The sequence below is a fragment of the Streptomyces sp. NBC_00454 genome, from assembly GCF_041434015.1.
Classification (GTDB): domain Bacteria; phylum Actinomycetota; class Actinomycetes; order Streptomycetales; family Streptomycetaceae; genus Streptomyces.
On the sequence record NZ_CP107907.1, the window covers coordinates 1,776,391 to 1,800,772 of the forward strand.

The window sequence follows — 24,382 nt, forward strand, 5'->3', positions numbered from 1 at the left end:
TTACCGGCGCCTCACGCGTTGCGGGACCGGGCCTTGAACGCGGCCTTCCGGGCCTCCTTCGCCGCCTTCTTGTCCGGGTGCAGCCGCCCCATCGCCTCCAGCACGGGGGCCGTCGCGGGGTGCTCCACCCGCCACGCCTGGTCGAAGAATCCGGTGTGGTGCGCGGTCAGCGACTCGATGAGGAGCGACAGTTCCGAGGTCTGGTCCCCGCCGTCGGCCGCGAGCTGCGCCGCGATCGTGTCGATGGTCAGCCAGAACACCATCTCCTCGCCCGGAGCCGGTACGCCGGCCGCCCCGCGCTCGGCCAGCCAGACCCGGGCGAGCCCGCCGAGCTCCGGATCGTCCAGCACCGCGCGGACCGCGGGCTCGGCCTGCGCGCCCGTCCGGGCGAGGGCCTGCTGGCAGCGCAGCCGGCGCAGCGGTCCGCCCTCGTCGGCGCCGCGGGCCCCGGCGAGCAGTTCCTCGGCGGCGGGGAGCACGGGGCGCCCGGCCAGCCATTCGTCGATCTCGGCCTGGGCGGCGCCCTCGGAGTAGTGGGAGACCGCGTCGAGCAGTACGTCGGCGCCCTTGTCGGACAGTTCGCCGACGGCCGGGGCCTCGACTCCGGCCTCCAGCATGCGGGCGCGGATCCCGTACAGGCCGAGCGGGGTCAGGCGGACCATCCCGTAGCGGGAGACGTCCTCGTCCTCGGTCACCTGACCACGGCCCGCGCCCGTGCCCGCATGGGCCGCGCCCGCGGCGAGCTCCTCGTCGTCGGCCTCCGCCATCAGGTCCTCGTCGACGGGGCGGAACTCCACCAGCCCGATCGGCTCCAGCTGCCGGAACTGGTCGTCGAGGCGCATCATCGCGTCCGAGACCTGCTCCAGCACGGCGTCGGTCGGATCGCCCATGTCGTGCGGCACCACCATCGAGGCGGCCAGCACCGGCAGCGGTACCGGGGCGTCGGCCGCACCTCCCTCGGCGACGGACAGGAGGTAGAGGTTGGCGAGGACCCCGTCGAGGAAGTCGGCCTCGCGGCGCGGGTTCCAGTCGAGCTGGTCGAAGTCGATCTCACCGCCCGCGTCGAGTGCGTCCACCAGGTCGTCCAGTGCGGGCACCGCCGCGTCGGCCAGGACGGTGTCCAGGGCGGCCAGCCACAGGTCGAGCACGTCGCCGGGGGCTCCGCCGGTCACCAGCGCCAGGTCCTCGCCGGGCACGGCCGTACCGAACTCCGCCTGCTCCCCGCCCGGTTCCCCGGCGGCGGGGCCGTCCTCCTCCGGCTCGGTGACGTCGACCAGGCCGGTGTCGACCGCCACCCGCCAGGCCTGGCTCGCGTACGCGGTGGAGTCCTCGTCGGCGGCGTCGAGGCCGAGCACTGCGACGGCCTCGGGCAGCTGCGCGGCGACGAGTTCGCCACCGATGTCCACACGGGTGTCCGGTCCGGCCCAGCGGGCGAGGCGTACGGCGCGGGCGAACAGCGGGGCGCCTAGGGCGTCCCGGGCCAGTTCCGCGTCGGGGAGCAGCCGTACCGGCGGCAGCGTGGGGTGCGAGTCTGCGGACATGGGGGCGGTTCTCCTCGCGGGCACGGGTGGCTCTGCTGGTTCGGGTGGTTCGAGCGGCTCAGGTGGTTCGAGCGGCTCGGCTGGTGCTGCTGGTTCGGGTCGTACGGCGCCCCAGCGTAGACGCATTTCGGGCGCGCCCGGCGGGTCATCCCCTTTGGTTCATCCCACAGTCAGGCGCCGTATTCCCTGGAGGGCTTGACAACTTTGCTGACCAAGAAGGAAATTGACGCGCGTAGATATCTCCTCCTCCCTCCTCACACCGGAGTTCCTGCCCATGCGCTCCTCGCATCCCCGTTCCGCCGCCGTCGCGGCCCTCGTCGCCTCCGCTCTGGCCACCGGCCTCCTGGCGGGGACCGCCGACGCGGCCGAAGGCGCCGCGTCCGCCGATCCGATACGCATCCACGACATCCAGGGCACCACCCGGACGTCCCCGCTCGCCGGCAAGCAGGTCACCGATGTCGAGGGCATAGTCACGGGCGTCCGTACGTACGGTTCGAAGGGCTTCTGGATCCAGGACCCGAAGGCCGACGACAACGACGCCACCAGCGAAGGCATCTTCGTCTTCACCAGCTCGGCCCCGACCGTCGCCCTCGGCGACGCCGTCAAGGTCAACGGCACGGTCGGCGAGTACATCCCCGGCGGCGTCTCCTCCGGCAACCAGTCGGTCACCCAGATCGCCAAGCCGACGGTGACCGTGGTCTCTTCGGGCAACGCCCTGCCCGAGGCCACCGTCGTCGACGAGCACTCGGTCCCGTGCCAGTACGCCCCGGCCGGCGACCCGGCCGCCGGCGGCAGCATCAACGGCCTGACCCTGGACCCCTCGCGCTACGCCCTGGACTACTACGAGTCGCTGGAGGGCATGAACGTCAAGATCGGCACCTCCCGCGTGGTCGGCGCCACCGACCCGTACTCGGAGCTGTGGGTCACGGTGAAGGGCCGGGAGAACAACGCCAAGCGCGGCGGCACGCTCTACGGTTCCTACGAGTCCCAGAACACCGGCCGCCTCCAGATCCAGCAGCTCGCGCCCCTCGCGCAGCAGCCGTTCCCGGTGGCCAACGTGGGCGACAAGCTGGTCGGCACCACCGAAGGCCCGCTGGACTTCAACCAGTTCGGCGGCTACACCCTGGTGGCCCGCACCCTCGGCACGGTCACGGCGGGCACCCTCGCCCCCGAGAAGACCAAGGCGCAGGCCAAGACCGAGCTCGCGGTGGCCACGTACAACGTCGAGAACCTCGACCCGAGCGACCCGCAGACCAAGTTCGACAACCTGGCCAAGGCCGTGGTCGAGAACCTGGCCTCCCCCGACATCGTGGCCCTGGAGGAGATCCAGGACGACAACGGCGCCAAGAACGACGGCACCGTCTCGGCCGAGGCCACCCTGACGAAGTTCACGACGGCGATCGCGGCCGCGGGCGGCCCGGCGTACCAGTGGCGCTACGTCAACCCGGAGAACAACAAGGACGGCGGCGAGCCCGGCGGCAACATCCGCCAGGTGTTCCTCTTCAACCCGGCGCGGGTCTCCTTCACCGAGCGCGCCCCGGGCGACTCGGTGACGGCGACCGCCGCGACGAAGACGGAGAAGGGCAAGGCCGCCCTGACCCACTCGCCCGGCCGCATCGACCCGGCGAACCCGGCGTGGGTGGACAGCCGCAAGCCGCTGGCCGGCGAGTTCGTCTTCCGCGGCAAGACGGTCTTCGTGATCGCCAACCACTTCGCCTCGAAGGGCGGCGACGAGGGGCTGACCTCCTCGCACCAGCCTCCGGTCCGTTCCTCCGAGGCCAAGCGGCTGCTCCAGGCGCAGGCGGTGAACGGCTTCGTCAAGAGCCTCCTGGCGGTCGACAAGAAGGCCGTGGTCCTCGCGGTCGGCGACATCAACGACTTCGAGTTCTCGGGCACGACGAAGGCGCTGGAGGACGGCGGGGCGCTGTACTCGGCGGTCAAGTCCCTGCCGAAGGCCGAGCGGTACTCCTACGTCTACCAGGGCAACGCGCAGGTGCTGGACCAGATCCTGACGAGCCCGGCGATCAAGCACTTCAGTTACGACAGCGTCCACATCAACGCGGAGTTCTCCGCCCAGAACAGCGACCACGACCCGCAGGTCGTGCGCTTCCGCCCGTAGCGGGTGGTGCGCGGGGGCCGGGCAGCACCGCCGCCCGGCCCCTTTGGCACACTCGGGACATGATCTTCCGCACCGCGACGCGCCAGGACCTGCCCGCCGTACTCGCCCTGCTGGCCCAGTCCGACGACGCGGAGGCCTCCCCGGGAGCCTGCGAGGTCACGGAGGCCCACGAGCGGGCCTACGCCGCCATCGAAGCGGACGCGCGCAACGAGCTGCTGGTCCTGGTGGAGGACGGCACCGTCCTGGGCTGCCTGCAGCTCACGTACATCCCGGGCCTCGGCCAGGGCGGGCGGGAGCGGGCGCTCGTGGAGGCGGTACGGATCCGCGCGGACCGGCGGGGCCGGGGCCTGGGGGCCGAGCTGATGGAACGGGCGGCCGACCGGGCCCGCGAGCGCGGCTGCGGCCTGATGCAGCTGACCAGCAACAAGCACCGCACCGCAGCCCACCGCTTCTACGAACGGCTGGGCTTCGCCCGGAGCCACGAGGGCTTCAAGCTCCCGCTGGCCTAGGGCCGCCCGCGGGGCGACATAGGGACCTTTGGCCCTGGCGTGACGCTCAGCACATCTCTACCCATTCGGGCGGTTCTGGTGTTGAGTGTCTCCACGCCCGATCTTGTACCGCACTCCTTTTGGAGGACCGCGTGTTCCCCTCCATCTCCCTCGCCCAGGAAATCGGCATCGCCGTCCTGCTCGTGGCAGCTCTCGTCTGGGTCATCGGCCTGGGCCACATGCTGTGGGACAGCCGCTTCCACCACCCCCAGCCAGGCGCCTCCGAAGGCCTCTCGGTCATCCCGGCCCAGCGCGGCACCTCCGCGCACCCGCTGGAGTCGGTGGAACTGACCGAGGCGGAGCAGCAGGCCTTCGCCGGCCTGGTCCGCACGATCCCCCTGCGCTGACCCGCCCGTCCCGCACAGGACGCGCGAAAACGCCCTCCCCCGCTCGGGTGGGGAGGGCGTTTTCGCACGTCCGGCAGGTTTGAGCGCCCACGCGGGGATGTCGCGCCCTCGGTTGCGGGGCCGGTCGCAGGCGCCGATAGTGGGAGAAGTGGCCGCACCATGATCATCGGCCGGCGGGGTGGCCCCGGCCGCGGCGCTTTTTCGATCTCCCTCGCAGAACCACGAGAGGAGCACTCTCATGCGCAAAAAGACTCGTGTACGCCGTCTCCTGGCGGCTTCGTCGGTCTTCGCGGCCGGAGGGCTCATGCTGCTGCCCGCCCCCACGGTGGCGCAGCCGGCAACCCGCGACATCACGGCGGCACGGATCACGGAAGGCACGTTCCAGATCGTGAACGTGCAGACCGGCAAGTGCGCCACCGTCGCCGGCGGGTCCACCACCGCCAACAACCACCCGCTCGTCCAGTTCGACTGCGACACCCACCCCTCACGCCGCTGGAACATCACCAACGGCGACGGCAGCTCCTTCCAGATCGTGAACGTGCAGACCGGCAAGTGCGCCACCGTCGCCGGTGGATCCACCACCAACAACAACCACCCGCTCGTCCAGTTCGACTGCGACACCCACCCCTCACGCCGCTGGAACATCACCAACGGCGACGGCACTTCCTTCCAAATCGTGAACGTGCAGACCGGCAAGTGCGCCACCGTCGCCGGTGGATCCACCACCAACAACAACCACCCGCTCGTCCAGTTCGACTGCGACACCCACCCCTCGCGCCGCTGGTTCCTGCGGCTGGCGGAGTGAGTCGTCGGGCCCGGCGAACGACTGAGCGCCCTCCCCAACCGGGGGAAGGCGCTCAGCGCAATGCGACGGGGCGTCAGTTGTGGCTGTGGAGGACCTCGTTCAGGCCGCCCCAGGCCGCCTTGTACGGGCGGGCCTCGACGGCGCCGGTGACCGAGTTGCGGCGGAAGAGGATGTTGTTGGCGCCCGAGAGCTCCAGGGCCTTGACGATCTGGCCGTCCGGCAGGGTGACGCGGGTGCCCGCGGTGACGTAGAGGCCGGCCTCGACGACGCATTCGTCGCCCAGCGCGATGCCCACGCCCGCCTCGGCGCCGATCAGGGTGCGCTCGCCGATCGAGATGATCTGCTTGCCGCCGCCCGACAGGGTGCCCATCGTGGACGCGCCGCCGCCGATGTCGGAGCCGTCGCCGACCACGACGCCCGCGGAGATACGGCCCTCGACCATGGAGGTGCCCAGGGTGCCGGCGTTGAAGTTGACGAAGCCCTCGTGCATGACGGTGGTGCCCTCGGCGAGGTGCGCGCCCAGGCGGACCCGGTCCGCGTCGGCGATGCGCACGCCCTTGGGGGCGACGTAGTCCGTCATCCGCGGGAACTTGTCGATCGAGGTGACCTGGAGGTGCAGGCCCTCGGCGCGGGCGTTCAGGCGGACCGTCTCGACCTGGTCGATCGCGACCGGGCCCAGCGAGGTCCACGCGACGTTGGCCAGCAGGCCGAAGACGCCGTCCAGGTTCTGGCCGTGCGGCTTGACCAGGCGGTGGCTGAGCAGGTGCAGGCGCAGGTACGCGTCGTGCGCGTCCAGCGGCTTGTCCTCGAGGGAGGAGATCACGGTGCGGACGGCTACGACCTCGACGCCGCGGACCGCGTCCTGGCGGATCGCCTTCGGCGCGGTGGCTCCGAGCAGCTCCACGGCCTGTTCGGCGGTGAGGCGCTCGGTGCCGGCCGGGCCGGGCTCGGCGACCAGCTGGGGGGCGGGGAACCAGGTGTCGAGGACGGTGCCGTCGGCGGTGATGGTGGCAAGTCCGGCGGCGACGGCGCCGGTGGTACGCGTAGCAGTCATGTCCGAAACCTAACCGGCGACGGCCCGCGGTTGCGAACCGGTCTCATGTGCCGGGCGCACCGCGTGTCGCGCCGGGTCCGGGGCCGGGTGCAGGGCCGGGTCCGGGGCCGGGTGCAGGGCCGGGCGCAGAGCCAGGTCCTGGGCCGGGTCCTGGGCCGGTTCCCGGACGGGGCGCGCCGACATCCGCAGGACCGCGACCCCCGCCCCCGCCGCCAGCACCGCGCACACCGGCCACAGCAGTCCGGGCGCCGCGGAGTACAGCGCTCCGCCGAGCGGCGCGCCGAGGACGACGCCGCTGGCCGACACCCCGGCGTACAGGCTCTGGAAGCGGCCGATGGCATGCGCGGGCGCCTCGTCGGCGATGTAGGCGGTCGCGGTGGTCTTGTAGAGGATCTCGCCGAGGCTCAGCAGCACCATCATCGCGACGGCGGCCGTGACCCCGCTCCCGAGCAGCAGCACCGCGTACCCCGCGCCGACGAGGACCAGTCCGGCGCCGATGACGCGCAACGGCGGGCGGGCGCGCAGGGCCACGGCGGTCGGCAGTTCCAGGACCAGGATGACGGCGCCGTTGAGGGCGATGATCAGCCCGTAGGCGCTGGTGTCGAGGCCGTGGTCGGCGAGGAAGACCGGGAAGGTCGTGTACTGCTGGCGGTAGACGACGTCGACGACCAGGATCGCGCCGAGCAGTACCAGGACGGCGGGCCGGGCCCTCAGTTCGCCCCACACTCCGCGGCCCAGACCCCCGTCCGGGGCCGCGGAGCGGGTGTGTGCGGCGCCGCGCGCCGGAACGACGCGGGCGGTCCACAGGGCGAAGCACAGGGTGCCCACTCCGTCGACGAGGAAGAGCCAGTCGTAGGAGAGGCCGGTCGCGATCAGCGCGCCGAGCGGCGGTCCGAGGGTGAAGCCGCCGTTGGCGGCGCAGCGGACGACGGCGAAGGCCTGGCGGCGGGCCCCCTCGGGGACGATGACCGCGACCAGTGCCGAGTTGGCGGCGCGGACGGTGCCCAGTGCGTACTGGGCCAGCGGCAGGGCGGCGTACAGGGTGGGCGTGGGCAGCAGCGGCAGGACCGTGAGGGCGCCGCCGCCGAGGACCGAAGCGGTGAGCAGCACCCGGCGGTGGCCGTAGCGGTCTCCGTACCAGCCGCCGGTGAAGTTGCCCGCCACCACGCCGATTCCGCCGACGCCGGTGATCAGACCCGCCTCGGCGATGCCGAGTCCGCGCGGGCCGGTCAGGTACACGAAGACGAAGATGAAGGTGAAGCTGGACACGGCGTTGACGAACCCACCCGCCGAAAGCAGCCAGACCGCCCTCGGTACGCCCTTGAAACTTCGCAGCACAGTTCCGCCCCCGAGTGAGTTCCCTTTGGGAACTAACCATGTCAGCATGGCAGCCTCGGGTCAACGGACAAAGGAGTGCCATGGCCCAGCGCACGCAGCTCGACGACGCGGACTGCTCCATCGCCCAGGCCCTCGACGTCGTGGGCGACTGGTGGACGCTGCTGATCGTTCGGGACGCCGCACGCGGCGTCTCCCGGTTCGACGAGTTCCAGCGCGAGCTGGGCATGTCCCGGAAGGTGCTGACGGAGCGGCTGAAACTGCTGGTCGAGGCGGGGGTACTGACCCGCGAGCCGTACCAGGAGCGCCCCGTTCGGCACGAGTACCGGCTGTCCCCGCGCGGGCGTGCGCTACTGCCGGTCCTGGTCGCCCTCCAGGACTGGGGAGACACCTGGATCCTGGGAGAGGGAGAGATGACGGCCACCACGCAAGAGGCCTCGCGGGAGGCGGCGCGGGTCCACGCGCTGCGCGGCACCCGACTGCCGGAGCTGCTGCTGCCGGACCGCTTCGGCGAGCTCCGCGATCCGGTGGCGGACACCCCGTTCACCGTCCTGTACTGCTTCCCGGGCGCGTTCGCACGAGCCGACGCCTACCCCCCGGGGTGGGGCGGGATCCCCGGCGCCCGGGGATGCACCCTGGAGTCGTGCACCTACCGGGACCAGCTCGCGGAGTTCACCGGGGCGGGTGCGACGGTGCACGGGGTGTCGACGCAGCGGCCGGACGAGCAGCGGGAGTTCGCGGAGGCCGAGGGGCTGCGCTTCCCGCTGCTCTCGGACGCGGAGCTCGGGCTGGTGGCGGCGTTGCGGTTGCCGACGTTCCGGGCGGGGGGTGCCAGCCGGCTGAAGCGGCTGACGCTGGTCGTGGACCGGGACCGGACGGTCCGCGAGGCGATCTACCCGATCCAGGACATCGAAGCGAGCGTGGCCGCGGCGCTGGCGGCGGTCCGCGCCGGGTAGCCGGCCGCTGCGCGGGGCCGTCCCCTACCCGCCCTTCCACCGTTCCCCGGGCTCTGCCCGGACCCGGTCCTCAAACGCCGGACGGGCTGAATACATCCAGCCTCGCCGGCGATTGAGGCGCGGGGTCCGGGGCGGAGCCCCAGGAAACGGCGCGCCGCCGGCTAGACCGACCGCAGGACGCGGGACAGCGTCTCCCGCACCCAGGACTCGTCGTATTCCGTACCCGTCAGGAGGACCTGGAGGCTGATGCCGTCCATCACCGCCACCACCGCCCGCGCCGTAGCCGGATCCACCCGGTCCGCAAGGGCGCCGGCCACGGCCTCGCACCATTCGGCCGCCACCGGGCGCAGCGCCGGGCGGCGCAGGGCGGCCAGGTAGAGCTCGTACTCCAGCTCGGCGCGCGCCCGGTCCTGCGACAGCAGCTCCCCCAGCAGCCGGGCCAGCGCTTCCGCGAGATCGCTCCCGGGGTCCAGTACCGGCGTGAAGGCCTCGTTCGCCTGCCGCAGCGCCGCGACCAGCAGGTCGTCCAGGGTCGCGAAGTGGTACGTGGTCGACCCGAGCGGGACGTCCGCCTCCGCCGCCACGCTCCGGTGGCTCAGCCCCGCGATGCCCTTGGCGCCGACCACCCGGATCGCCGCGTCGATGATGCGCTGCCTGCGCTCGGGGTCGTACCGGCGGGCCATCAGTGGCTCGCCCCGCCGAGGTTCAGCAGGACGACCCCGGCGATCACGAGCACGATCCCGCCGATCTTCGCGGCCGTCGCGGCCTCCCCCATGAAGACCATGCCGATGGCGGCGATGGCCGCCGTGCCGACGCCCGCCCAGATCGCGTACGCCGTGCCGACGGACATCGACTTCAGCGTCTGCGCGAGCAGGGAGAAGGCGATGACGTATCCGGCGAGGGTGATCAGCGAGGGCCACAGCTTCGTGAAGCCCTCGCTGAACTTCATGGCGGTGGTCCCGGCGACCTCTGCGGCTATCGCGGCGGCAAGCAGTATGTACGGCATGCGTACGACTGTACGCATCGTTGGGTACAGGTGTACACATCTGCGCGCCTACGGGACTTCCCCGACCGCTGCCGCTACGGTGTCCGCGCAACCGGGGGACGGGAGATCCGCATGGCAGAGCAGTGGACCCACTGGGGCGGCGGCTGGCTGCCCCCGCAGCCGCCCAAACCGGGGGTGATATCCCTGCGGCCCCTGAAGTCCGGGGACATACTCGGCGGTGCCTTCGCCGCCCTGGGCCGCTACGGCTCCCGGCTCGTCGCCGCCATGCTCCCCGGCCAGCTCGGCGCCCTGCTGCTCCTCGCCGCGGCCGTCGGCGGCGCCCTCGCGCTGGGGGTGCGGCCCGTCACCGTCCTGGTCCCGGCCGCGGCCCTGGCCACGCTGCTGACCTGCGCCCTGGCCGCCACCCTGACCGCGGCCGTGCTCCGCGAGGCGGTCCTCGGCCGGCCCGCCGCCGTCCGTACGCTGCTGCGCGCCGCCCGCCCCCGCCTGGCGGCGGTCCTCGGCACCCAGCTCCTGGTCCTGGCCGCCCTCGCCGGCCCCGGCGCCGCCGTGCTGGCCGCCGGGCTCCCGCCGCTGCTCGCGGCGGCCACCCTCCCGGTCGCGCTCGGACTCGGGGTCCTGTTCGTCCTCGCGCCCACGGCCGCCGCCTACGAGGGCCTCGGCCCGGTCGCCGCCCTGCGCCGTTCGGCGGGGCTGGTGCGCGGGGCCTGGTGGCGCACCTTCGGCATCACCGCCCTGGCCGCCGTGATCGCGGCCGGGGCGGCGTACGCGGTCCAGCTGCCGTTCGCCTTCGCCGGCGCGCTCAGCCTGGTCCCGGCGATCGACGGCGGCCTGGCCCACGCGACCTTCGCCGCACTCGGCGGGATGGTCGCGCAGACCCTCCTGCTCTGCTTCCCGCAGCTCGCCGCCGGCCTGGTCTACGTGGACCGGCGGATCCGCCGCGAGGGCCTGGCGGCCGAACTCACCAGGGAGTCCGAGGCCGCCTAGGCCGTCTCTTTCGGATCTTGTCGGTCAGGTCCGCGTTGTCCGGTGCCGTGCCTCGGCGCGCTGCCGGGGCTTCCGTCATGATCAGGGATCACGATCCAGCGTCGCACCGCCAACCATGCACGAGCTAGTTAGGCCCCCGCGGAGAGTTGAGCCCGGTTCAGTTCAGCGTGAACCAGGCCGCACGCGCCTTCTTCCACTCCGGGTGGGTGAGGTCCTTGGCCTCGACCCCGTCCCCGTACAGATCGGCGGAGCCGCTGTCGGTGATCAGCTGCACCCGCGCGCCCGCGACCGTCAGGTCCGGGACGTCCACGATGGCTTCCCAGCCGCCCGGGTCGGTGGTCGGCAGGTCGGCCCGCTTGACGGGGGCGTGGCCGGCGACGCCGTCCCACTGGTAGAGCGCGTAGGGGTCGGAGTTGTCGTCCGCCGCCCAGGAACCGGCCAGGATCAGGTACTGGTCGGCCGCGTTCTTGCGGATGTCACGGATCGACAGACCGCCGAGGTCGAGCTCGATGCCCGCACCGAAGGTGGCCTTGGCGCCGCTGGAGAGCACCTTGTCGAAGTTGGTCACCGGCACGATCAGCGCCTTGCCGCCCAGCACGGCCGGGGCCAGCGGGGCGCGGAAGCCCAGGTAGGCGGTGGTGGTGGAGCCCGGCGCGAACTCCAGGCCCTCCACGTTGAACCCGTCGATCTGCTTCGGCGCCTCACCGGCCGCCGTACCGGCCGCGAAGCCGTAGCGGTTCCCGTTCGCCGTGTCCCAGGCCACCAGGTCGTCACGGAGCTTCTTGTACGAGCGCCCGTACGCGAGCTGCGTGGTCGAGCCGGAGCCGCTCATGGTGGTGGTGAACACGGTGTTGCGGGGCGCCTTGTACTCGCCGTCCTTGTTGTTGCCGAGCGAGCCCGTCCAGTAGATGGTGTTGCCGATCAGGGTCGCCCCCTCGATGTCCACCTCCTTGGTGACACCGAGCTGCGAGCTGAAGTCCCAGGTCTTGACCGGGGCGGCCGAGCGGGAACGGTCGTACAGGCGCAGCACGTTGTTCTCGTCGTCGGCGACCACCGTGTAGCCGCCGCCGACGTCCACGGCGGCCGAGGAGTCGGAGGCGCCGGTGAAGTAGCGGGCATCGGCCGGGTTCTGCACGGCGGGCGAGGCCGCGTAGTACAGCGTCTTGGTGGCGGTCAGGCCGCCCAGCCCGGTCACCTTGACGGTGAGGTTGGTGTAGCCGCGGCCGCGCGCGGTGACGGCCAGCTGCCGGACGGCGCCGGCTCCGGTGACGGTCACGTCGCCCGTCCCGGCGACCGAGGTCTTGCTGGAGGCCGAGGCGCTGACGGTGAGCGCGGAGACGTCCGCGCCGCTCTGTGCCACGGTCACGTTCACCGTCGGGTCACCGACCGCGCCGATGGCGCCGGAGAGGTAGGAGGCGGACAGGGAGATGGTCGGCGTGCCGTAGCTCGCGGCGTGCGCCGACATGAGCGGCGTGCCGGCGGCGAGCATGACCGCCGCGATACCGGCGACGGCGAGCTGCTTCTTCTTCATCGGTGTCCTCCACGAATCGGGCCGAGCGTGAACCATGCGGACCGGGACTTCTTCCACTCGGGGAAGGTGAGGTCCTTGGCCTCTGTGCCGTCTCCGTACAGATCGGCGGAGCCGCTGTCGGTGATCAGCTGGACGCGGGCGCCGGGCACCCGCAGGTCGGGTACGGCGACCACGGCTTCCCAGCCGCCGGGGTCGGTGGTCGGCAGGTCGGCCCGCTTGACGGGGGCGTGGCCCGCGACGCCGTCCCACTGGTAGAGCGCGTAGGGGTCGGAGTTGTCGTCCGCCGCCCAGGAGCCGGCCAGGATCAGGTACTGGTCGGCCGCGTTCTTGCGGATGTCACGGATCGACAGACCGCCGAGGTCGAGCTCGATGCCCGCACCGAAGGTGGCCTTGGCCGCTCCGGCCACGACCTGGTCGAAGTTGGTGACGGGGACGATCAGCGCCTTGCCGCCGGGCACCGCGGGCGCCAGCGGGGCGCGGAAGCCCAGATAGGCGGTGGTGGTGGAGCCCGGGGCGAACTCCAGGCCCTCCACGTTGAACCCGTCGATGCTCTTGGGGATCCGGCCGGCCGCCGTACCGGCGGCGAAGCCGTAGCGGTTCCCGTTCGCCGTGTCCCAGGCGATCAGGTCCTCGCGCAGGCCCTTGTAGGCGGAGCCGAAGGCGACCTCGGTGGCCGCGCCCGTCCCGGTGAGCTTCGTGGTGAAGACGGTGTTGCGGTCGGCCTTGTACTTGCCGTCCTTGTTGTTGCCGAGCGAGCCCGTCCAGTAGACGGTGTCGCCGACCCGGGCCGCGGCCTCGATGTCGACTTCCTTCTTGGCGCCGAGCGCGGCGCCGAGGTCCCAGGTCTTGACCGGGGCGCCCGAGCGGGAACGGTCGTACAGGCGCAGCACGTTGGTCTCGTCGTCGGCGACCAGCACGTAACCGCCGCCGACGTCCACGGCCGCCGAGGAGTCGGAGGAGCCGGTGAGGTAGCGGGTGCCGAGGAGCCCGGTGCCCACGCGCGCCGAAGCCGCGTAGGAGAGCGTGGCGGTGGCCGTCCTGCCGCCGCGGCCGGTCACCCGGAGCGTCAGGTCGGTGTAGCCGCGACCGCGCGGGTGGACGGTCAGCTCGCGACCGCCGCCGTGGCCGGTGCGGCGGAAGGTGACGTCGTCCGGCCGGGCGACCGCCGGGTTGCTGGAGGAGACCACGTCGACCTTGAGGAAGGCTGCGGGTATCCCGTCCTGTGCGAGGTCCACGGCGATCCCGGGGTCGCCGATCGCGTCGACGGCACCGGTCAGGTGTCCTGCGGAGAGCACGATGGTCGGTACGGCGGCGGCTTCCTGCGCGGCGTACGCGGGCACGGCCAGCCCGGCGACGAGCAGGGCTGCGGCCCCGGCAGCTCCCACGGCACCCCTGCGGTGCGCCGGTGAAACGCGAACGGTCACGGATGGTCCTCTCGTGTGCGCCGTCGTGTTTCTGACGGCCGTCGAGAAGATTCGGCCACCGTGGCCAACGCCCGGTGCACACGACCGGTCCGCCGGGAAAACAGCGGACCCCCGGCACACCCGTGCCGGGGGTCATCTGTTCACTCAGCGGTCAGCCTGCGCCGACCGGTCGTCTCAGACGTTGAAACCGAGCGCGCGCAGCTGCTCGCGACCGTCGTCCGTGATCTTGTCCGGGCCCCACGGCGGCATCCAGACCCAGTTGATCCGCAGCTCGCTGACGATGCCGTCCGTCGCCGACTTCGCCTGGTCCTCGATGACGTCCGTCAGCGGGCACGCCGCCGAGGTCAGGGTCATGTCGAGGGTGGCGATGTTCGCGTCGTCGATGTGGATGCCGTAGATCAGGCCCAGGTTGACGACGTCGATGCCCAGTTCGGGGTCGACCACGTCGTAGAGGGCCTCGCGGACCTCTTCCTCGGTGGCCGGCTTGATGGACGCCTCGGGCGTCGCGTTCTCGGTCATGCCGTCTTCCTCTCGGCGTCGCCCAGTGCCTGGGCGGTCGCGTCCTTCCACGCCATCCAGCTCAGCAGAGCACACTTCACCCGCGCCGGATACTTGGAGACACCGGCGAACGCGACCGCGTCCTCCAGCACCTCCTCCATGGCCTCGTCGGGCTCGATCTTGCCCTTGGACTGCATCAGCTCCAGGAACGTCGCCTGGATCTTCTGCGCCTCGGCCAGCTCCTTGCCGACGAGCAGCTCGTTCAGTATCGACGCGCCGGCCTGGCTGATGGAGCAGCCCTGGCCCTCGTACGAGATGTCGGTGAGCGTCTCGCCGTCGTACTTCACGCGCAGCGTGATCTCGTCGCCGCACGTCGGATTGACGTGGTGCACCTCGGCGTCGCCGTCGCGCAGGCCACGGCCGCGCGGGTGCTTGTAGTGGTCCAGGATCAGTTCCTGGTACATGGATTCCAGCTTCACTGCGCCCTCGTCGCCTTCGTCGCCACCCTCTTCACCGGCCGACTCAGCCGAAGAAGTTCCGTACGTGCTCCAGCCCGTCGATCAGTGCGTCGACCTCGGCCGGAGAGGAGTACAGATAGAAAGACGCTCGCGTCGTCGCCGGAATTCCGTACCGGAGGCAGACCGGGCGGGCGCAGTGGTGACCCACGCGGACCGCGATGCCCTGCTCGTCCAGTACCTGGCCGACGTCGTGCGGGTGGATGTCACCGAGCACGAAGGAGATCGCCGCGCCGCGGTCCTCGGCCGTGGTCGGGCCGATGATGCGCAGGTCGGGGACTTCCGCGAGCCGCTTGATCGCGTACTCCGTGATCGCGTGCTCGTGCGCTGCGATCTTGTCCATGCCGATCGCGGTCAGGTAGTCCACGGCCGCGCCGAGGCCGACGGCCTGGGCGATCGGGGGCGTACCCGCCTCGAACTTGTGGGGCGCCGGGGCGTACGTCGAGGAGTGCATCGAGACGGTTTCGATCATCTCGCCGCCGCCCAGGAAGGGCGGCAGGTCCTCGAGCAGCTCCTGGCGGCCCCACAGGACGCCGATGCCGGTCGGACCGCACATCTTGTGACCGGTGAAGGCCACGAAGTCCGCGCCGAGCGCCTGGACGTCCAGCGGCATGTGCGGAGCGGCCTGCGAGGCGTCGATCAGCACCAGCGCGCCGACCTCCTGCGCGCGCCGGACGATCGCCTCGGTCGGGTTGACCGTGCCCATGATGTTGGAGACCAGCGTGAAGGAGACGATCTTCGTCTTCTCCGTGATGACCTCTTCGATGTTGGACAGGTCGAGCCGGCCGTCGTCGGTCAGGCCGAACCACTTCAGCTTCGCGCCGGTGCGCTGCGAGAGCAGCTGCCACGGGACGATGTTGGAGTGGTGTTCCATCTCCGTGATGGCGATCTCGGTCTCGCGGTCGACCCGGTAGGGCTCGTCCGCCCAGCCGAGCATGTTCGCGACCAGGTTGAGCGACTCCGAGGCGTTCTTGGTGAAGATCACCTCGTTGCGGCTCGGTGCGTTGATGAAGGCGGCGACCTTGTCGCGAGCGCCCTCGTACAGCGCCGTGGCCTCCTCGGCGAGCACGTGCACGCCGCGGTGGACGTTGGCGTTGTGCTGCTCGTAGTACTCGTTCAGCGCGTCGAGCACCTGGCGCGGCTTCTGCGAGGTCGCAGCGTTGTCCAGGTAAACGATCTTCTTCCCGTCGTGGACCACACGATCCAGAAGGGGGAAGTCCTTGCGGATCGCCTCGATGTCGAGGAGGCCAGGCAGCTGTGTCACGCGGTCGCGCCACCCTTCGTGCTGTACGACTCGTAGCCTTCGGCCTCCAGCTTGTCGGCGAGCTCGGCGCCGCCGGACTCGACGATGCGGCCCTCGGAGAAGACGTGGACGAAGTCGGGCTTGATGTAGCGCAGGATCCGCGTGTAGTGCGTGATCAGCAGGGTGCCGACCTCACCGGTCGCGTGGACGCGGTTGACGCCCTCGGAGACCTGGCGCAGGGCATCGACGTCGAGGCCGGAGTCGGTCTCGTCGAGGATCGCGATCTTCGGCTTCAGGAGCTCCAGCTGCAGGATCTCGTGGCGCTTCTTCTCACCGCCGGAGAAGCCCTCGTTGACGTTGCGCTCGGCGAAGGCCGGGTCCATCTGGAGCTGCTCCATCGCGGACTTGACCTCCTTCACCCAGGTACGCAGCTTCGGCGCCTCGCCGCGGATGGCGGTGGCCGACGTACGCAGGAAGTTGGAGACCGAAACACCGGGGACCTCGACCGGGTACTGCATGGCGAGGAACACACCGGCGCGGGCGCGCTCGTCGACGGACATCTCCAGGACGTCTTCGCCGTCGAGGGTCACCGTGCCGCCGGTGATCGTGTACTTCGGGTGGCCCGCGAGGGAGTAGGCCAGGGTGGACTTGCCGGAGCCGTTCGGACCCATGATGGCGTGCGTCTCGCCGGCCTTGACCGTGAGGTCGACACCCTTGAGGATCTCGCGGGCGCCGTTCTCGGCCTCGACGGAGACGTGCAGGTCGTGGATTTCAAGCGTTGCCATGGATACCTCAGGACTCCTGGGTGAGGGAGACGAGCACGTCGCCCCCTTCGATCTTTACGGGGTATACGGGTACGGGGCGCGTCGCGGGCAGACCCGAGGGCTTGCCGGTGCGCAGGTCGAAGGCCGACCCGTGCAGCCAGCACTCGATCTGGCAGTCCTCGACCTCGCCCTCCGAGAGCGAGACGTTCGCGTGCGAGCAGATGTCGTTGATCGCGAACACCTCCCCCTCGGTGGAGACGATGGACACCGCGGTGCCGTCGAGCTCCACCCGCTTGGGGGTGTTCTCTTCGAGCTCGCTCAGCGCACAAGCCTTGAGGTACGTCATCAGACGGAACCCTGGAGCTCGGTCTCGATCTTGGCGAGCAGGCGCTCCTCGATGTCGTCGACACCGATCTGCTGGACGAGCTCGGCGAAGAAGCCGCGCACGACCAGGCGGCGGGCCTCGTCGGCCGGGATGCCCCTCGACTGGAGGTAGAAGAGCTGCTCGTCGTCGAAGCGGCCGGTCGCGGAGGCGTGGCCGGCGCCGACGATCTCGCCGGTCTCGATCTCCAGGTTCGGCACCGAGTCGACCCGCGCGCCGTCCGTGAGGACGAGGTTGCGGTTCATCTCGTAGGTGTCGGTGCCCTCGGCGGTCTTCTCGATGAGGACGTCACCGATCCAGACCGCGTGGGCGCCTTCGCCCTGCAGCGCACCCTTGTAGACCACGTGCGACTTGCAGTGCGGGGCCTTGTGGTCGACCAGGAGGCGGTGCTCCTGGTGCTGACCGGCGTCCGTGAAGTACAGGCCGAGGAGCTCGGCCTCGCCGCCGGGGCCCGCGTAGTTCACGCGCGGGTGCAGGCGGACGACGTCGCCGCCGAAGGTGACGATGATCGACTTGAAGGTCGCGTCCCGGCCGACCAGCGCGTTGTGCTGGGAGCAGTGGACGGCGGTGTCGTCCCAGTCCTGCACGGACACGACGGTGAGCTTGGCTCCGTCGCCGACGAGGAAGTCGACGTTGGCGGCGCGCACGCCGTCACCGGTGTGGTCGATGACGATGACGGCCTCGGCGAAGGCCTGGACGTCGAAGACGGTGTGGCCGAAGGTCGTGCCGCCCTCGCCGTGCAGCGAGACGCGCACGGGCTCGGTCAGGACGGCTTCCTTGGGCACGGTGACGACCGTGGCCTTGGCGAAGGACGAGAACGCCTGGGCGGCGATCCGGTCCACCGGGGTGCCGGCCTTGCCGATGCGCGCGTCGCCGCGCTCCACCGACTCGACCGTGACGCCCTCGGGCGCGTCGATCTGGGCCTTCATGGTGCCGTTGGCGACCGCGGTGCCGTCGTGCAGGCCCTTGAGGCGGGCGAGCGGCGTGAAGCGCCACTCCTCCTCGCGGCCGTGGGGCACGGGGAAGTCCGCCACGTCGAAGGACGGGGGTGCACTCATCCGGGTGGCGACGGTGGACTCGGCGGCCACCGCGATCGCGCCGGCGGTGGTGGAACCCGCCGGAATGTTCTGAGCCTCAGCCATGGCTGTCGTGTTGCTCTCTTCCTTAAAGAATCTGCTGTGGGACTTCGGGCGGGCCGGGATTAACCGACCGAGCCCTCCATCTGCAGCTCGATCAGCCGGTTCAGCTCCAGCGCGTACTCCATCGGCAGCTCCCGGGCGATCGGCTCGACGAAGCCGCGCACGATCATCGCCATGGCCTCGAACTCCGTCAGACCGCGGCTCATCAGGTAGAAGAGCTGGTCGTCGGAGACCTTGGAGACGGTGGCCTCGTGGCCCATGGACACGTCGTCCTCGCGGACGTCCACGTAGGGGTACGTGTCCGAGCGGGAGATCGTGTCGACCAGGAGCGCGTCACAGAGCACGTTCGACTTGGAGCCGTGGGCGCCCTCGCCGATCTCGACCAGGCCTCGGTAGGAGGTACGGCCGCCGCCTCGCGCCACCGACTTGGAGACGATGTTGGAGGAGGTGTTCGGCGCCATGTGGACCATCTTGGAACCGGCGTCCTGGTGCTGGCCCTCGCCCGCGAAGGCGATCGACAGGGTCTCGCCCTTGGCGTGCTCGCCCATCAGGTACACGGCCGGGTACTTCATGGTGACCTTGGAACCGATGTTGCCGTCGATCCACTCCATGGTCGCGCCCTCGTACGCCACGGCGCGCTTGGTGACCAGGTTGTAGACGTTGTTCGACCAGTTCTGGATCGTCGTGTAGCGGCAGCGGCCGCCCTTCTTCACGATGATCTCGACCACGGCGCTGTGCAGCGAGTCCGAGGAGTAGATCGGGGCGGTGCAGCCCTCGACGTAGTGGACGTAGGCGTCCTCGTCCACGATGATCAGCGTCCGCTCGAACTGACCCATGTTCTCCGTGTTGATACGGAAGTAGGCCTGGAGCGGGATGTCGACCTTGACGCCCTTGGGGACGTAGATGAACGAGCCGCCCGACCACACGGCGGTGTTCAGCGAGGCGAACTTGTTGTCGCCGACCGGGATGACCGTGCCGAAGTACTCCTGGAAGAGCTCCGGGTGCTCCTTGAGCGCGGTGTCCGTGTCGAGGAAGATGACGCCCTGCTCCTCCAGGTCCTCACGGATCTGGTGGTAGACGACCTCGGACTCGTACTGGGCCGCGACACCGGCGACGAGGCGCTGCTTCTCCGCCTCGGGGATGCCGAGCCTGTCGTACGTGTTCTTGATGTCCTCCGGCAGGTCCTCCCAGGAAGCGGCCTGCTTCTCGGTGGAGCGCACGAAGTACTTGATGTTGTCGAAGTCGATGCCCGAGAGGTCGGAACCCCAGTTGGGCATGGGCTTCTTGCCGAACAGCTTGAGGCCCTTGAGGCGGAGGTTCAGCATCCACTCCGGCTCGGACTTCTTCGCCGAGATGTCGCGGACGACCTCTTCGGACAGGCCCCGCTTGGCGACCGAACCGGCCGCGTCGGAGTCGACCCATCCGTATTCGTAGGTGCCCAGGCCATCGAGCTCAGGGTGAGCAGTCTCCGTGGTCATGCGGGGTTCCTCCCGGCCGTACTTGCAGATACTGAGGTGTTGGTCTGTGTGGCGCCTGCGGCACCGGCGCCGCTTCCGCTGCGCGGAATGAACGTCGTGCACACCCCGTCGCCGTGGGCGATCGTGGCGAGACGCTGCACATGCGTCCCGAGCAAGCGGGAGAAGATCTCCGTCTCCGCCTCGCAGAGCTGCGGGAACTGCTCGGCGACGTGTGCCACCGGGCAGTGGTGCTGGCAGAGCTGTTCACCGCTGTGCGGACCGGGAGCGCTCTTCGCCGTAGCAGCGTACCCGTCTCCGGTCAACGCCCTGGCAAGGGCCTCGGTCCGGTCCGCGGGGTCGGCGGCTTCCACCGACTCGCGATAGGTCTCCGCCTGTGCGGCCAGCCTCGCCTTGGCGAAGGCGGCGACCGCCGCCGCCCCCTGCTCGCCGCCGCCGGCGGCCTGCGCGATCCAGCGCATGGCGTCCGCGGCGAGCGAGTCGTAGGACTGGTCGAAGGCGTCGCGTCCGCAGGCGGTCAGTGCGAAGACCTTGGCGGGCCGGCCCCGGGTGCGCGCGCCGTACACACGCTGCTCACGGGGTTCGACCACGTCGTCGGCGACGAGCGTGTCGAGGTGGCGGCGGACGGCGGCCTGGGTGAGGCCGAGGCGCTGGGCGAGGTCGGCGACGGTGGAGGGACCGTGGTCCAGGATCGACCGCGCGACCCGGTTGCGGGTTGACCGCTCCCCGGTCGCGAGTTCGCCCTGAGGGGCCTCGCTCATCCGTTCGCCGTATTTCACAACGCCATTGTTGCGTAATTAACCGGCGCGCGACAAGCGGTGATGGAGGCCACTCCTGGTGGCCTCCATCACTAAGGGTTACCTTATTTATCCACGGAGCGTTAAACGGAAGTGGACGCTCCGCCCTCGCGCAGGGCCCCGCCGGTGAACCAGTACACGGCTCCCACCAGCAATCCCCCGCCCACGACGTTCCCCGGCACGGTGAACATCAGATTCCGGAAAAGATCACCGAATCCGGCTGAGCCATCCAGGATCGCGAGGCTGAAAAGAGCCATGTTCGCTACACAGTGTTCGAATCCGACGGCCACGAATACCGCCACCGGCAGCCACAGGACGAAAATCTTGGCGGCATCGCCGCGGGCCCGGGTGAACATCCAGATGGCCAGGGGACGAGCATGTTGCAGAGCACCGCGCGCCAGAAGAGCTGCCCCCCGCTGAGCGCCATCTTCCCGTGCACCATCTCCGTCAGCATGGCCCGCGCGGAGGGCGAGGAGGTCACCCCGGAGGCGTGCACCATGGCGCCGAAGGCGAAGGCCCCGGCCAGGTTGCCGGCCAGCGAGAGCACCCAGGACATGACCAGGTCCTTGGGCCCGGTCCGCCCCGACAGGGCGCCGACCAGCATGACCATCACATTGCTGGTGAAGAGCTGGGCGCCGGCGAACATCACGATGGTCAGGGCTATCGGGAAGACCGCGCCCTCCAGCAGCTTCACGGCCGCCGAGCCCTTGGCCACGAACGGCGAGATCGCGACGAGGAGCAGGACCTCCCCGATGCCGATGTAGGCGCCCGCGAGCATCGCCGACACGAAGTAGCGCGGCGGAGACCCAAGGTCATGCGCCTTGTGCTCGGCCTGCCCCGAGGTGGCTTCGACGTTCTGAGCGATGCTGTTCACCATTCGACGTTAGGGCCCCCACCCCTCCCCCGAGCAGCCGAAAAAGTCATGAATGCACAGGTCCACGACCCTTCGGGGGCAGGACTTACGACCCCGCCCCGGCCGCCTCCCCCGGCTCCGTAGACTCAAGCCCCATGAGCAACGACCCCGCCGTGGAAATCCGCGGACTGGTGAAGAGGTACGGCCCCAAAACAGCGGTGGACGGCTTGGACCTCACCGTCCGCAGGGCCTCGGTCACCGCAGTCCTTGGTCCCAACGGCGCGGGCAAAACGACCACTGTGGAAACCTGCGAGGGCTACCGCCGCCCCGACGCCGGATCCGTCCGCGTCCTCGGCTTCGACCCCGTCACCCAGGCCGAGGCCCTGCGCCCCCGCATCGGCGTGATGCTCCAGTCCGGCGGCGTCTACTCCGGCGCCCGCGCCGTCGAGATGCTCACCCACATGGCCAAGCTCTACGCCGACCCCCTCGACGTGGACGCCCTCGTGGAACGCCTCGGCCTCGGCGGCTGCGGCCGCACCGCCTACCGCCGGCTCTCCGGCGGCCAGCAGCAGCGCCTGGCCCTGGCCATGGCCGTCGTCGGCCGCCCCGAGCTGGTCTTCCTGGACGAGCCGACCGCGGGCCTCGACCCGCAGGCCCGCCGCGCGACCTGGGACCTCGTACGGGAGCTGCGCGCCGACGGCGTGTCCGTGGTGCTCACCACCCACCACATGGACGAGGCCGAGCAGCTCGCGGACGAGGTCGCCATCGTCGACGCCGGCAAGGTCATCGCCCACGGCAGCCCCGAGCAGCTGTGCCGCGGCGGCGCCGAGAACACCCTGCGCTTCACCGGCCGCCCCGCCCTCGACCTGGCCTCGCTGCTGAAGGCGCTGCCCGACGGCACCCAGGCCGCCGAGCTCACCCCCGGCGTCTACCGGGTCACCGGCGAGGTCCACCCCCAGCTGCTCGCCACCGTCGCCTCCTGGTGCGCGCAGCACGGGGTGATGCCGGACAGCCTCTCGGTGGAGCGCCACACCCTCGAAGATGTCTTCCTCGAGCTCACAGGCAAGGAGCTGCGCGCATGAGCGCCGGTACGTTCACCCCGAACCCGGGGGCCGCGCCCGTGTCCCGCATGATCCTCGCGCAGACCGCGCTGGAGACGCGGATGCTGCTGCGCAACGGCGAGCAGCTGCTGCTGACGGTGATCATCCCGTCGCTGCTGCTGGTGCTCTTCTCGTCCGTGGACATCATCGATGTCGGCGCGGGGAAGTCCGTGGACTTCCTGGCCCCCGGCATCCTGGCGCTGGCCGTGATGTCCACCGCCTTCACCGGCCAGGCCATCGCCACCGGCTTCGACCGCCGCTACGGGGTCCTCAAGCGGCTGGGGGCCTCCCCGCTGCCGCGCTGGGCGCTGATGGCCGCCAAGACACTGTCCGTGCTGGTCACCGAGGTGCTCCAGATCGCGCTGCTGACCGTGATCGCCTTCGCGCTGGGCTGGTCCCCGCACGGGAACCCGCTCTCCGTCGCCCTGCTGATCCTGCTGGGCACCGCCGCCTTCTCCGGGCTCGGCCTGCTCATGGCGGGCACGCTCAGGGCGGAGGCCACCCTGGCCGCGGCCAACCTGGTCTTCCTGCTGCTACTGGTCGGCGGCGGGGTGATCGTGCCGCTGGAGAAGTTCCCCGGCGCCGTCCAGTCGGCCCTCGGGCTGCTGCCGATCTCCGCGCTCTCCGACGGGCTGCGCGAGGTGCTCCAGCACGGGGCCGCGCTGCCCTGGGGCGACGCGGCGATCCTGGCCGGCTGGGCCGTACTCGGCCTGGGCGCCGCCGCCCGCCTGTTCCGCTGGGAGTGAATCCCTTCCCCTGAGCGTTGTCGGGGCAGGAGGATGAGCGCCTCCACACGACACGCACCACAGACGCCGGGGGGCGGGCATGGCGCAGCGGGAGGCCGTTCTGCGGCTGGACGAACAGTGGGCACGGATCAGGTCGGGCGCCGCGCAGGCGGAGCCCGCGGAGGCCGATGTCCTGCTGGCCGAGCTGATCGGCGCGCTGCGCGAGCCGGCCCGCGGGGACGCCGAGTGTGCGGCACGGCTGGGTCTGCGCCTGAGCGATCTGGCGGCCCGCCGTTTCTCCGGCGGGGACAGGGGCGGAGCGCTGGCCGCCATCGAGGAGGGCCTGCGGTTCTCCCAGCAGGCCGCCGGGCACGCCCCGGAGTACGCCCGCTGGTACGCCCGGGGCCTGATCAACCAGGGGGTCTGGCTGTCCTGGCCGCTCAGCGACGGGGAGCGGCTGCCCCTGCATCCCCTCGGGCCGGGGGCCGAGAGCGGGCCGAGCGCCATGGAGCGGGCCGCCGGCGAGCGGGCCCGGGACCTGACGCGCGGTGCCGTGGAGGTGTGGGCGGGGCTGGATCAGGAGGATCCGGTCAATCAGCGGGGCCTGGCCCAGGCGAAGGTCTTCCTCGGCGACCGGCTCTCGGAGCTGGGCATGGCCGAGGACTCGGTGGCCTGGGCGGTGGACGCCGAGGGCTCCTTCCGGCGGCTGCTGCTCGCCGATCCCGGACCGGAGGAGTCCCAGGAGGCCGAGGAGGCCCTGGACCACATCGGCCGCCAGCTCGAACTGCGGCTGCGGTTCCTGACGTTCGCCTCCCTGGTGAATCTGCGCACGCGGGGCCTGCTGCCCGAACGGCTGCTGCCCCGGGCCGTGGTGGCCGCCCGGATCCAGGGGATCGAGGAGCCGGAGATCGCCGTCCGGCTGGGTCTGGAGGCCGATCAGGTCCGCACGATGCTGGAGGTGACCCCCTGGGTCGCGGTGTGGCGCATCGAGGTCCGCGGTTCGGACGGACTGTGGAACGTCACGTCACATCCCTGGCGCAGCGGGGCAGAAGTAAGAAACAGGACAGCCGAGGACGTAGCGGACGAATTGATACGTCGCTTCGCGGCCTCGTCCGACTACCCGGGCGACGGGGCGCATTGGCGGATCCGCGTGTGGTGGCATGCGGAAGGCGACCCCGCCGGCGCCCGGTTCCGGCGGGTGTTCGGCCCCGACGCACCAGCCGCCACCCCCTCGTGAA

Annotated in this window: 26 protein-coding genes; 9 read left to right on the forward strand and 17 right to left on the reverse strand. The window is 70.8% G+C overall.

Going from position 1 to position 24,382, the window contains the following annotated elements:
* Nucleotides 1-11 precede the first annotated feature (11 nt).
* Nucleotides 12-1,541 carry a hypothetical protein gene (locus tag OHU74_RS08255; protein WP_371615280.1) on the reverse strand — a complete coding sequence of 510 codons (1,530 nt, stop codon included), beginning with the start codon at nucleotides 1,539-1,541 and terminating at the stop codon, nucleotides 12-14.
* 274 nt (nucleotides 1,542-1,815) lie between these two features.
* On the opposite strand from OHU74_RS08255, the gene OHU74_RS08260 reads away from it, so the two are divergent.
* The 4 genes from OHU74_RS08260 (at nucleotide 1,816) to OHU74_RS08275 (ending at nucleotide 5,360) form a co-directional block, all read left to right on the forward strand.
* Entirely contained in the window at nucleotides 1,816-3,660 is a 1,845-nt protein-coding gene (locus OHU74_RS08260) for an endonuclease/exonuclease/phosphatase family protein (protein WP_371619613.1), read from the forward strand.
* Between the two features lie 59 nt (nucleotides 3,661-3,719).
* Nucleotides 3,720-4,169, forward strand: a complete 450-nt coding sequence (locus OHU74_RS08265) for an N-acetyltransferase family protein (protein ID WP_371615281.1) — start codon at nucleotides 3,720-3,722, stop codon at nucleotides 4,167-4,169.
* A gap of 131 nt (nucleotides 4,170-4,300) precedes the next feature.
* Nucleotides 4,301-4,555 (forward strand): hypothetical protein, encoded by a 255-nt coding sequence (locus OHU74_RS08270; protein WP_371615282.1) that lies wholly within the window; start codon nucleotides 4,301-4,303, stop codon nucleotides 4,553-4,555.
* Between the two features lie 238 nt (nucleotides 4,556-4,793).
* Nucleotides 4,794-5,360, forward strand: a complete 567-nt coding sequence (locus OHU74_RS08275; protein ID WP_371615283.1) for an RICIN domain-containing protein — start codon at nucleotides 4,794-4,796, stop codon at nucleotides 5,358-5,360.
* 73 nt (nucleotides 5,361-5,433) lie between these two features.
* On the opposite strand, the gene dapD is transcribed toward OHU74_RS08275, so the two are convergent.
* Nucleotides 5,434-6,414, reverse strand: coding sequence for a 2,3,4,5-tetrahydropyridine-2,6-dicarboxylate N-succinyltransferase (dapD, locus tag OHU74_RS08280; RefSeq protein ID WP_330295766.1), 981 nt, complete (start codon nucleotides 6,412-6,414; stop codon nucleotides 5,434-5,436).
* A gap of 9 nt (nucleotides 6,415-6,423) precedes the next feature.
* The gene (locus tag OHU74_RS08285; protein ID WP_371619614.1) at nucleotides 6,424-7,749 is read right to left on the reverse strand and encodes an MFS transporter; all 1,326 of its coding nucleotides are present in this window, start codon (nucleotides 7,747-7,749) and stop codon (nucleotides 6,424-6,426) included.
* 83 nt (nucleotides 7,750-7,832) lie between these two features.
* Between OHU74_RS08285 and OHU74_RS08290 the strand changes: the two genes are divergently transcribed.
* The gene (locus OHU74_RS08290; protein ID WP_371615284.1) at nucleotides 7,833-8,705 is read left to right on the forward strand and encodes a winged helix-turn-helix transcriptional regulator; all 873 of its coding nucleotides are present in this window, start codon (nucleotides 7,833-7,835) and stop codon (nucleotides 8,703-8,705) included.
* 161 nt (nucleotides 8,706-8,866) lie between these two features.
* On the opposite strand, the gene OHU74_RS08295 is transcribed toward OHU74_RS08290, so the two are convergent.
* Nucleotides 8,867-9,388: a TetR/AcrR family transcriptional regulator gene (locus OHU74_RS08295; RefSeq protein WP_371615285.1), complete on the reverse strand. Its 522-nt coding sequence runs from the start codon at nucleotides 9,386-9,388 to the stop codon at nucleotides 8,867-8,869.
* Nucleotides 9,388-9,711 carry a multidrug efflux SMR transporter gene (locus OHU74_RS08300; RefSeq protein ID WP_371615286.1) on the reverse strand — a complete coding sequence of 108 codons (324 nt, stop codon included), beginning with the start codon at nucleotides 9,709-9,711 and terminating at the stop codon, nucleotides 9,388-9,390. Before OHU74_RS08300 ends, OHU74_RS08295 begins: the two co-directional genes overlap by 1 nt.
* Nucleotides 9,712-9,822: 111 nt before the next feature.
* Here OHU74_RS08300 and OHU74_RS08305 point away from each other — a divergent pair, with 111 nt between their 5' ends.
* Nucleotides 9,823-10,698 (forward strand): hypothetical protein, encoded by an 876-nt coding sequence (locus OHU74_RS08305; RefSeq protein WP_371615287.1) that lies wholly within the window; start codon nucleotides 9,823-9,825, stop codon nucleotides 10,696-10,698.
* A 157-nt stretch (nucleotides 10,699-10,855) separates the two neighbouring features.
* Here OHU74_RS08305 and OHU74_RS08310 read toward each other — a convergent pair whose 3' ends face one another.
* The 12 genes from OHU74_RS08310 to OHU74_RS08365 form a co-directional block, all read right to left on the reverse strand.
* On the reverse strand, nucleotides 10,856-12,187 hold the full coding sequence (locus tag OHU74_RS08310) for a DUF3616 domain-containing protein (protein ID WP_371619615.1): 1,332 nt from the start codon (nucleotides 12,185-12,187) through the stop codon (nucleotides 10,856-10,858).
* A gap of 38 nt (nucleotides 12,188-12,225) precedes the next feature.
* Nucleotides 12,226-13,653 (reverse strand): DUF3616 domain-containing protein, encoded by a 1,428-nt coding sequence (locus OHU74_RS08315; protein ID WP_371615288.1) that lies wholly within the window; start codon nucleotides 13,651-13,653, stop codon nucleotides 12,226-12,228.
* 174 nt (nucleotides 13,654-13,827) lie between these two features.
* Nucleotides 13,828-14,172 (reverse strand): metal-sulfur cluster assembly factor, encoded by a 345-nt coding sequence (locus tag OHU74_RS08320; protein WP_030009139.1) that lies wholly within the window; start codon nucleotides 14,170-14,172, stop codon nucleotides 13,828-13,830.
* The gene (gene sufU, locus OHU74_RS08325; RefSeq protein WP_330295772.1) at nucleotides 14,169-14,630 is read right to left on the reverse strand and encodes a Fe-S cluster assembly sulfur transfer protein SufU; all 462 of its coding nucleotides are present in this window, start codon (nucleotides 14,628-14,630) and stop codon (nucleotides 14,169-14,171) included. The genes OHU74_RS08320 and sufU overlap by 4 nt, the downstream gene beginning before the upstream one ends.
* 43 nt (nucleotides 14,631-14,673) lie before the next feature.
* A complete protein-coding gene (locus tag OHU74_RS08330; protein ID WP_327252118.1) occupies nucleotides 14,674-15,930 on the reverse strand; it encodes a cysteine desulfurase in 1,257 nt (418 codons plus the stop codon).
* Nucleotides 15,927-16,694 carry a Fe-S cluster assembly ATPase SufC gene (gene sufC / locus OHU74_RS08335; RefSeq protein ID WP_330295774.1) on the reverse strand — a complete coding sequence of 256 codons (768 nt, stop codon included), beginning with the start codon at nucleotides 16,692-16,694 and terminating at the stop codon, nucleotides 15,927-15,929. Before sufC ends, OHU74_RS08330 begins: the two co-directional genes overlap by 4 nt.
* 7 nt (nucleotides 16,695-16,701) lie before the next feature.
* The gene (locus OHU74_RS08340) at nucleotides 16,702-17,019 is read right to left on the reverse strand and encodes a bifunctional 3-phenylpropionate/cinnamic acid dioxygenase ferredoxin subunit (RefSeq protein WP_330295775.1); all 318 of its coding nucleotides are present in this window, start codon (nucleotides 17,017-17,019) and stop codon (nucleotides 16,702-16,704) included.
* Nucleotides 17,019-18,197 (reverse strand): Fe-S cluster assembly protein SufD, encoded by a 1,179-nt coding sequence (sufD, locus tag OHU74_RS08345; RefSeq protein WP_371615289.1) that lies wholly within the window; start codon nucleotides 18,195-18,197, stop codon nucleotides 17,019-17,021. Before sufD ends, OHU74_RS08340 begins: the two co-directional genes overlap by 1 nt.
* Nucleotides 18,198-18,256: 59 nt before the next feature.
* Nucleotides 18,257-19,672, reverse strand: a complete 1,416-nt coding sequence (sufB, locus tag OHU74_RS08350) for a Fe-S cluster assembly protein SufB (RefSeq protein WP_330295777.1) — start codon at nucleotides 19,670-19,672, stop codon at nucleotides 18,257-18,259.
* A complete protein-coding gene (locus tag OHU74_RS08355; protein ID WP_371615290.1) occupies nucleotides 19,669-20,430 on the reverse strand; it encodes a helix-turn-helix transcriptional regulator in 762 nt (253 codons plus the stop codon). Before OHU74_RS08355 ends, sufB begins: the two co-directional genes overlap by 4 nt.
* 119 nt (nucleotides 20,431-20,549) lie before the next feature.
* Nucleotides 20,550-20,822, reverse strand: coding sequence for a formate/nitrite transporter family protein (locus OHU74_RS08360; RefSeq protein ID WP_371615291.1), 273 nt, complete (start codon nucleotides 20,820-20,822; stop codon nucleotides 20,550-20,552).
* A complete protein-coding gene (locus OHU74_RS08365; protein ID WP_371615292.1) occupies nucleotides 20,729-21,340 on the reverse strand; it encodes a formate/nitrite transporter family protein in 612 nt (203 codons plus the stop codon). Before OHU74_RS08365 ends, OHU74_RS08360 begins: the two co-directional genes overlap by 94 nt.
* Nucleotides 21,341-21,474: 134 nt before the next feature.
* Between OHU74_RS08365 and OHU74_RS08370 the strand changes: the two genes are divergently transcribed.
* The 3 genes from OHU74_RS08370 (at nucleotide 21,475) to OHU74_RS08380 (ending at nucleotide 24,381) form a co-directional block, all read left to right on the forward strand.
* Nucleotides 21,475-22,401: an ABC transporter ATP-binding protein gene (locus OHU74_RS08370; RefSeq protein WP_371615293.1), complete on the forward strand. Its 927-nt coding sequence runs from the start codon at nucleotides 21,475-21,477 to the stop codon at nucleotides 22,399-22,401.
* The gene (locus tag OHU74_RS08375; RefSeq protein WP_371615294.1) at nucleotides 22,398-23,165 is read left to right on the forward strand and encodes an ABC transporter permease; all 768 of its coding nucleotides are present in this window, start codon (nucleotides 22,398-22,400) and stop codon (nucleotides 23,163-23,165) included. Before OHU74_RS08370 ends, OHU74_RS08375 begins: the two co-directional genes overlap by 4 nt.
* A gap of 79 nt (nucleotides 23,166-23,244) precedes the next feature.
* Nucleotides 23,245-24,381 carry a hypothetical protein gene (locus tag OHU74_RS08380; RefSeq protein WP_371615295.1) on the forward strand — a complete coding sequence of 379 codons (1,137 nt, stop codon included), beginning with the start codon at nucleotides 23,245-23,247 and terminating at the stop codon, nucleotides 24,379-24,381.
* Nucleotide 24,382: the final 1 nt, after the last annotated feature.

Excerpts from the sequence above, each read along its gene's own strand:
- OHU74_RS08255 (WP_371615280.1), bottom strand. The coding sequence starts at position 1,541 with ATGTCCGCAGACTCGCACCCCACGCTGCCGCCGGTACGGCTGCTCCCC.
- OHU74_RS08260 (WP_371619613.1), top strand. The coding sequence starts at position 1,816 with ATGCGCTCCTCGCATCCCCGTTCCGCCGCCGTCGCGGCCCTCGTCGCC.
- OHU74_RS08265 (WP_371615281.1), top strand. The coding sequence starts at position 3,720 with ATGATCTTCCGCACCGCGACGCGCCAGGACCTGCCCGCCGTACTCGCC.
- OHU74_RS08275 (WP_371615283.1), top strand. The coding sequence starts at position 4,794 with ATGCGCAAAAAGACTCGTGTACGCCGTCTCCTGGCGGCTTCGTCGGTC.
- dapD (WP_330295766.1), bottom strand. The coding sequence starts at position 6,414 with ATGACTGCTACGCGTACCACCGGCGCCGTCGCCGCCGGACTTGCCACC.
- OHU74_RS08290 (WP_371615284.1), top strand. The coding sequence starts at position 7,833 with ATGGCCCAGCGCACGCAGCTCGACGACGCGGACTGCTCCATCGCCCAG.
- OHU74_RS08295 (WP_371615285.1), bottom strand. The coding sequence starts at position 9,388 with ATGGCCCGCCGGTACGACCCCGAGCGCAGGCAGCGCATCATCGACGCG.
- OHU74_RS08300 (WP_371615286.1), bottom strand. The coding sequence starts at position 9,711 with ATGCCGTACATACTGCTTGCCGCCGCGATAGCCGCAGAGGTCGCCGGG.
- OHU74_RS08305 (WP_371615287.1), top strand. The coding sequence starts at position 9,823 with ATGGCAGAGCAGTGGACCCACTGGGGCGGCGGCTGGCTGCCCCCGCAG.
- OHU74_RS08310 (WP_371619615.1), bottom strand. The coding sequence starts at position 12,187 with ATGCTCGCCGCCGGCACGCCGCTCATGTCGGCGCACGCCGCGAGCTAC.
- OHU74_RS08320 (WP_030009139.1), bottom strand. The coding sequence starts at position 14,172 with ATGACCGAGAACGCGACGCCCGAGGCGTCCATCAAGCCGGCCACCGAG.
- sufC (WP_330295774.1), bottom strand. The coding sequence starts at position 16,694 with ATGGCAACGCTTGAAATCCACGACCTGCACGTCTCCGTCGAGGCCGAG.
- OHU74_RS08340 (WP_330295775.1), bottom strand. The coding sequence starts at position 17,019 with ATGACGTACCTCAAGGCTTGTGCGCTGAGCGAGCTCGAAGAGAACACC.
- sufD (WP_371615289.1), bottom strand. The coding sequence starts at position 18,197 with ATGGCTGAGGCTCAGAACATTCCGGCGGGTTCCACCACCGCCGGCGCG.
- sufB (WP_330295777.1), bottom strand. The coding sequence starts at position 19,672 with ATGACCACGGAGACTGCTCACCCTGAGCTCGATGGCCTGGGCACCTAC.
- OHU74_RS08355 (WP_371615290.1), bottom strand. The coding sequence starts at position 20,430 with ATGAGCGAGGCCCCTCAGGGCGAACTCGCGACCGGGGAGCGGTCAACC.
- OHU74_RS08360 (WP_371615291.1), bottom strand. The coding sequence starts at position 20,822 with ATGTTCACCCGGGCCCGCGGCGATGCCGCCAAGATTTTCGTCCTGTGG.
- OHU74_RS08370 (WP_371615293.1), top strand. The coding sequence starts at position 21,475 with ATGAGCAACGACCCCGCCGTGGAAATCCGCGGACTGGTGAAGAGGTAC.
- OHU74_RS08375 (WP_371615294.1), top strand. The coding sequence starts at position 22,398 with ATGAGCGCCGGTACGTTCACCCCGAACCCGGGGGCCGCGCCCGTGTCC.
- OHU74_RS08380 (WP_371615295.1), top strand. The coding sequence starts at position 23,245 with ATGGCGCAGCGGGAGGCCGTTCTGCGGCTGGACGAACAGTGGGCACGG.